Origin of the sequence: Polaromonas sp., from assembly GCF_031411155.1 — a bacterium.
Lineage (GTDB): Bacteria > Pseudomonadota > Gammaproteobacteria > Burkholderiales > Burkholderiaceae_C > Polaromonas.
Genome location: NZ_JANOAL010000134.1, coordinates 1 through 5,571 on the forward strand (window position 1 = coordinate 1; position 5,571 = coordinate 5,571).

A 5,571-nucleotide genomic window follows, 5' to 3' on the forward strand; every position below is an offset into this window, starting at 1 on the left:
AACTGGCGTGCCTGCGACAACGCGTTGACCAATGTGGACTCCGTGGCCTGGTCGCCGACCCCCATCGCCTGGTAGCCCAGGCCCTGGGCGCTGGGCACCACATCAAACGCGGGCGACAGCCGGTAGTGACCATCGGCCTGACGCAGCAGCGCATGGTTCTTTTCGTGGTCGTCGGTGTTGTCCATCAGGATGTTGAAGACCATGCGCCTGAACAACTGCGCCTGCTGGCTGCGTATCAGCTCGGCCGGCGCCACCCGGCGCAGCAGTTGCGCGAGTTGCGGGTAGCCATAGTCCTCGCCCGCCGCGCGCAGGGCCACATGCGCCGACACCGCGTGCAGCCGCGCCTGGCCGGCCCGGTCGAACCTTCGCACGGCAACAGCGTGGCCGGCTCCCACCGGCAGCGCTTTGGTCGTGGCGACCTCCACGCCGCAGAGACAAGCCAGCGTCATGGTGGCGTGCTCGATCAGCGGCGTATCGATTTCTTCTCCTTCCGAGAACTTCACCAGCCAGGCCTCGCCAGCGATGTCGATCAGCGACTTCGGTCGGGCGCCACCGAGCGACGCGCCGGGCCGCACCAGGCGCCGTTGCGGCTCGGGCACTGCCTCGTTGGCCAGCACCTTGCGCACGACTTCAGCCATCTCCGCCAGGCTCTCAAGCCGGGGCGCGGGCCCTCCACGCCACGGTTCATAGACCTCGCCGTGCCGGCTGACGCCCAGCGCGCCATAACGGTCGTCGCCCGCGAAAAGCAGAAATTCAAGAATCGACAGGCGCGGCGTGGCCTCGAACTTGCGGATGACCCGCTCGCCCCAGCGGTCAGGCCGGGCATCGTCAACGGCGCCTGCCGCGCAGTCCTTGTCACGCGGCACAAACAGCTCGTCCACCAGCGGCAGGTCTTCACTCAGGGCAAAGCCGGATCGCAGCCAGTCTGCCGCGTAGCGCAATGACACGGCCCGCCCCCCTGCGGCCAGGCCCAGTTCACCGACCGGGCGCGGCTGGGAAGGGTCGCCCAGCCACCAGAGAAACAGCTGGTCTTGGGGAAGGTATTTTTCAGTTATCTTTTCGGTCATCTTCTCGACCATACGTTTCAGCCCTTGCGCGCCGCAGGGCTGCGCCGATGCCGCTGCGCCGCTGAGCTGATCTCGTTTTCAAGCGCAGCCACATCCTCTTTCGGGTCAGCCGCAGCCCCCAGGGCCTCATGGCGGCTGATGATCCAGAGGGCAGTGGCGTACACGCCTATCGACACCGCAGCCTCACCTTTTTCCATCTTCATGAGGGTGGGCACTGATACGTCCAGCCGCGCAGCCCATGCGCGCAGCGGCTGCTTGCGCCGCTTGCGCGCCGTGGCCAGGTCAGCGCCAAGCTTGCGCAGCGCGGTGGCGGCGGCGGGGGGCATGGTTTCCAGGGCGGAGGCTACTTGTGGCATATCGTATAGTTTAACAAAAATCAATATTTGTCAAACAATAAGACTATAAATAGTTGTGAACACCCCTAAAGCTTGGTAACCATCGGCGTTACCTTTGCGCCGCCTGGCGTCGCCCGCGCCGCGCGTTTGACAAGGTTTGTATCCAGCGTGCAGAAATCTTCACAGCCATGGCTGAGCGCGTGATGTAGCGCATCAGCAAAGTCCCAGCCCTGCACCGCCCTGGCTGCAGCGGCAAGCACAGCCGCGCGTTCGCCCACCACCACATTCCCCAGCGCCGCAATTTTTTCAATGGCCTGGCCCACCACTTTCGGCGCAAAAGCGTAACGCGAGCGTAAAACCCATTCAAGTTCAAGCACCACCGTCACCGGTATGAATATGTCGTGTTCGGTCAACAATGCAACCGCGCGCGCTGACTGCGCTGCGTTGTCATTGACCAGTGCGCGTACCAAAACATTGGCATCAATGGCGCGCACCGCTCAGCCTTTGTAGTCGGTAACGCGCATGGCGCTGACGGCAACCGTTGGGCCGTCGTACTTCAAAAGCGACTGGATTTCCTTCAAGCTCACGCTTTTTTTAACAGGGGCGGGTGTGATTTGTGCGCTTTTACCGTTTACCTTGACATTGACCCGCATTCCAGGAGTAAGGCCCAAAGCTTTGCGCACAGCGACAGGCAGCACAATTTGCCCTTTGGTGGAGATCAGTACAGCGCTCATGACAGGCTTTCCAAAAAGTTTTACCTAGTGGGTATTTTACGACTTTGCGGGAACTTGTTTGACATGCATAGAGGATGTCTCGAAGTACGAGCTATTCCACTCCCTAAAATCCGTCTCTAGCCGAATAAATATGCACGCTAGTCGCTCCTAAATGGATAGCGTATTCGCGGCGAAATGCATGATTGCAAGACTTGACCCTGCGTTTCACGCCTGGTAGTTGCGCACACCGACCCAAGGCGCAGTGGCGTTGGGAGCAGCCGGTTAATTGATGAGCTCATGGTTTACTTCCAGATAAATTGATTGGCAAAGAGATTGGTGAGAAACCAGCTAAAAAGCGCGAACAGCGAACCACCACAAAAACAACCCCAGAGATGCATTTTTCTGTGCGCCTCAAACTCCGCAACATTGAATCTTGCATAGTCGTATTCAGTTCGATAACTTTCTTTGACTGGGCCGACAACTCCACGCACGGTCACTGAATACTGCTGGTTGAAGTTTTTGAGCTTGTCGCTGTAATGCGAGAGGCGCGTGTAGGCCACCGCAAAAACGACTGATCCCACGCAAATTATCCACACGCCGACGCTCCGCACAGCTTTGACTTCTCCAGTTAAAAACCACGTGGTACCCATCAGGACAGGGGCGACTAAGAAACCCAGGAGCGCGGAGTTTCGATGTCTTCTTTTCTCAGCATCGCGACGTAACTTCAATAGCTCCTCGCTAAGTTGCTCAATTGGTTCGTCGCTCATGCCGCCACCTCCCAAGCCTCGTCATTCGCCACAGACGCAGCTATCAAACCCAATTGGCCTCTAGCCCCCACATCTTGTTCGCAAAAGGCTATCATTTCAGGAGCATATGTGTGCTTAATTGTTTGCATTAATGGCGCAGGCTTGGCGGCATTGACGTCGTTAAGATGACTTTGAACGTAGGTCGTATCCGGGGCAACACCCGGACCTACTTTGGCGGCCATTACCACGTCAGCAACCTTTGGGGGCGGGGACGCGCGTTGAAGCCTATATAAGTTGACATGCATTGGGTAATTCCTTGATTCACGGGGTAACGCATTACTTAAGAATTGGACTGCCTATGTATGGTTTGCCATCAATGTCGATCACAATTCCCTGCACAGATGTACTTTATATGTGCGCATAGAGCAAGTGTTCGATTACAGCTGTTCAGCGAGCCGCATAGCTTCAGGTCTGCTTACGCGTCCAGCGCAGATGAGGGTAAAGACGGAAGCACTCGCTGAGCGGACTTCGGTGCTTGCCAAACTAGTCGATTTGAACCGCGCTCGAAAAGGGCGTTCTTCGATCCTCAAATTTTCCACGACCTCCGCCGTCTCCGCTACCAGCTTCCCCTTCCTCCACACTTTCAGCCGATTCGCCCGCAGCCGTATCGCCTCCACAGGGCAGCACGAAGCTCGCATCGCAGCCCACCTCCAGCCCGTAGCCCTGCAGGTGCATCACCTTCGCCGCGTTGACCGTCACCGCGTCGAAGCATTGGCGGAGCCTTTCTGGCTCGTCATCTGCGCCACGTGCAGGCCCATGTGCGCCACCTCCAGCATGTAGTCGCAGCACACGCCGTACCAGGGGTCCATCACACAGTCTTGGCCGAAGACGACGTTCACGCCTGCCGCCATCAGCCCGGGCACGCGGGTCATGCGCCTGCGCTTGGGCTAGGTATTGTGAAGAATCTTTTATCAATTTCGTTCAGCTTGCGTTCACCTGCCTCTTTGTAAGCTCTGTTCCATATCAACCAAGGAGCCTCTTCATGAAACGTTCTGCCATTCTTTGCCTGACCACGCTGCTGGCAGCGGGCGCCCAGGCCCAGACCTTCAACGACACGGCCCGCGTGCGCACTGTCAACCCACAGTACGAGAACGTCTCAGTTCCGCGCAACGAATGCAGCAGCCAGTGGGTGACCGAGCAGCAACCCGTGGCGGCTTCGCGCAATTACGGCGGACTGGCGATCGGCGGTGTGGCCGGCGCCTTGCTGGGACACCAGGTTGGCGGGGGCCGTGGCCGCGACGCAGCGACTGCTGTTGGCGCCGTCGTCGGCGCGCTGGCCGGTGAGCACTTTGCCAACCAGAACAACTGGGGTGGCGGCTACCAGCAGGCATCCCAGCCGCAGCAGCGCCAGGTGCAGAATTGCCGTACCGTCAACGACGTGCAGTCCCGCCTGACAGGCTACCAGGTCGAGTACGAGTACCGCGGTCAGGTCTACAGCACGGTGACCCGCGAGAACCCGGGCCGCACCTTGCCGGTGCGCGTTTCGGTGGCACCGGTGGAGCCGACGGCACCGGTGGGGCGCGAGTTCCAGGGCGTACGCGAATACCAGGGCGGGCGCGATGACGGCGTCGGTCGCGAGTACTATGGTGCTTACAACCGATGAACGCACGATGAACGCATTTGCCAAACTGCTCTGCGCCACCTTGCTGGTGGCATCCAACCTGGCCTGGGCCGACCTGAGCCGCGACGACGCGGCCGCGGTGGCCCAGCGGGCCGGTGGCGGTCGCGTGCTGGCCGTCGAGAAGTCCGAGTCTTCGGGCCAGCCGGTGTGGCGCGTCAAGGTGGTCACGCCGGCTGGTGAGGTCCGCGTGATCCAGGTGGACGTCGCCACCGGCCAGGTCCGATAGTGTGGTGTTGCACGCTATCTGGCACATAAAAATGCGTCTTTTCGGCCATGGCGGCGTTGCAAATCCGCGCGATACCTACGGGTATCGCTGTGGTTTGCGCCTTGCCCTGACCAAAAATCCATCATTTTTATGTGTGCCATCAAGCATGCAACACCACACTAGGGCCGGCCTGCGGCAGCTTTAACCCATGCGCTTGTTGCTGATCGAGGACGATGCCGCGCTGCGGCTCACGCTGGCCCGCCAGCTGGAGGCCGATGGCTACCGGGTCGACCAGGCCAGGGACGGCGAAGAGGGCTTGTTCCTGGCGCGCGAGTACCCGGTCGACCTGGTCATCGTTGACCTGGGGCTGCCCAAGCTGAACGGGTTGACCATCGTGCAGCGCCTGCGGCAGGAGGGAAGCACCCTACCCATTCTGATCCTCACCGCGCGCGGCAGCTGGCAAGACAAGGTGGTGGGCCTGGAAGCCGGGGCCGACGACTACCTGGTCAAGCCTTTCGAATACCCGGAGCTGGCGGCGCGGCTCAAGGCCTTGCTGCGGCGCTCGCTGGGGGCCTCCTCTGACGTGCTGACGCTCGGCCCCCTCAGCATCGACCTGTTGGCGCAGGCGGTGCGGCTCAACGGCGCGGTGCTGGAGCTCACGGCGTTCGAGTACCGCCTGCTCGAATATCTGGTGCGCCAGCGCCCGGCCATCGTCACCCGGCAGGCGCTGTCGGACTACCTGTACCCGCACGGGGAAGACCGCGACAGCAACGTGCTGGAGGTGCTGGTGGGCCGCCTGCGGCGCAAGCTCGACCCGGAGGGCC

General features: G+C 60.7%; 9 protein-coding genes and 1 pseudogene. 3 read left to right on the forward strand and 7 right to left on the reverse strand.

What is annotated here, in order from left to right; translation table 11 throughout:
* The 7 genes and pseudogenes from RMO23_RS08920 to RMO23_RS08950 all read right to left on the reverse strand — a co-directional run.
* A partial coding sequence (locus RMO23_RS08920; protein ID WP_309680621.1) for a HipA domain-containing protein occupies positions 1 to 1,067 on the reverse strand: 1,067 nt, incomplete at its 3' end.
* A 17-nt stretch (positions 1,068 to 1,084) separates the two neighbouring features.
* Complete coding sequence (locus RMO23_RS08925) at positions 1,085 to 1,423, reverse strand: XRE family transcriptional regulator (protein WP_309680622.1); 339 nt, start codon at positions 1,421 to 1,423, stop codon at positions 1,085 to 1,087.
* A gap of 65 nt (positions 1,424 to 1,488) precedes the next feature.
* Complete coding sequence (locus RMO23_RS08930) at positions 1,489 to 1,896, reverse strand: type II toxin-antitoxin system VapC family toxin (RefSeq protein ID WP_309680624.1); 408 nt, start codon at positions 1,894 to 1,896, stop codon at positions 1,489 to 1,491.
* Between the two features lie 3 nt (positions 1,897 to 1,899).
* A complete protein-coding gene (locus RMO23_RS08935) occupies positions 1,900 to 2,136 on the reverse strand; it encodes an AbrB/MazE/SpoVT family DNA-binding domain-containing protein (RefSeq protein ID WP_309680626.1) in 237 nt (78 codons plus the stop codon).
* Between the two features lie 281 nt (positions 2,137 to 2,417).
* Positions 2,418 to 2,882, reverse strand: a complete 465-nt coding sequence (locus RMO23_RS08940) for a hypothetical protein (RefSeq protein ID WP_309680628.1) — start codon at positions 2,880 to 2,882, stop codon at positions 2,418 to 2,420.
* On the reverse strand, positions 2,879 to 3,103 hold the full coding sequence (locus RMO23_RS08945; protein WP_309680630.1) for a hypothetical protein: 225 nt from the start codon (positions 3,101 to 3,103) through the stop codon (positions 2,879 to 2,881). Before RMO23_RS08945 ends, RMO23_RS08940 begins: the two co-directional genes overlap by 4 nt.
* Positions 3,104 to 3,424: 321 nt before the next feature.
* Positions 3,425 to 3,808, reverse strand: a pseudogene (locus tag RMO23_RS08950) (amidohydrolase family protein); the annotation flags it as partial.
* A 95-nt stretch (positions 3,809 to 3,903) separates the two neighbouring features.
* Between RMO23_RS08950 and RMO23_RS08955 the strand changes: the two are divergent.
* From RMO23_RS08955 to RMO23_RS08965, 3 genes are all read left to right on the forward strand, one after another.
* On the forward strand, positions 3,904 to 4,524 hold the full coding sequence (locus tag RMO23_RS08955) for a glycine zipper 2TM domain-containing protein (protein WP_309680631.1): 621 nt from the start codon (positions 3,904 to 3,906) through the stop codon (positions 4,522 to 4,524).
* A gap of 7 nt (positions 4,525 to 4,531) precedes the next feature.
* Positions 4,532 to 4,768 (forward strand): PepSY domain-containing protein, encoded by a 237-nt coding sequence (locus tag RMO23_RS08960; protein ID WP_309680633.1) that lies wholly within the window; start codon positions 4,532 to 4,534, stop codon positions 4,766 to 4,768.
* 187 nt (positions 4,769 to 4,955) lie between these two features.
* Positions 4,956 to 5,571 (forward strand): response regulator transcription factor (locus RMO23_RS08965; protein WP_309680634.1); only part of this gene is annotated, 616 nt, incomplete at its 3' end.